The sequence below is a fragment of the Streptomyces sp. 13-12-16 genome (assembly GCF_002114215.1).
Lineage (GTDB): Bacteria > Actinomycetota > Actinomycetes > Streptomycetales > Streptomycetaceae > Streptomyces.
The window spans coordinates 1-555 of sequence record NZ_NCTE01001354.1; the positions used below are offsets into that span (position 1 = coordinate 1).

Here is a 555-nt window from a genome sequence, read left to right on the forward strand (position 1 = left end):
CGGGCCCGTCGCGCTCGCCCGCGCCCAGCGGGCGCACGCCGCGCGCGTCCTCCTGCAGACCACCGGGCTGCCGGTCACCGAGATCGCCTTCGCCGCCGGATTCGCCAGCGTGCGGCAGTTCAACGACACCGTACGGGCCGTGTACGCCACCACCCCCAGCGAGCTGCGCGCCTCCGCACCCCACCGGGGCCGGACGCGCACCGCCACCCCGTCCGCCGGAATCCCCCTGCGGCTCGCCCACCGCGGCCCCTACCGGGCGGGACCCGTCTTCGACCTGCTGGAACGCGAGGCCGTCCCCGGCGTCGAGGACGTGAGCGGCACCCCGGGCACCCGCACCTACCGGCGCACCCTGCGCCTGCCCTACGGCACCGGCATCGCCGCCGTCGACGAACGCCCGCACACCGGGCCGGGCGCCCACCCCGGCGGCTGGCTCGACGCCCGCGTCCACCTCACCGACCCCCGCGATCTGACCACCGCCGTACAACGCCTGCGGCGGCTGTTCGACCTGGACGCCGACCCGTACGCCGTCGACGAGCGACTCGGGGCCGACACCCG

The 555-nt window shown here is 77.5% G+C and carries 1 protein-coding gene; it reads left to right on the top strand.

Features of this window, described 5'->3' with window-relative positions:
* Positions 1–555 (top strand): AlkA N-terminal domain-containing protein (locus B7767_RS40790; RefSeq protein ID WP_143652949.1); only part of this gene is annotated, 555 nt, incomplete at both ends.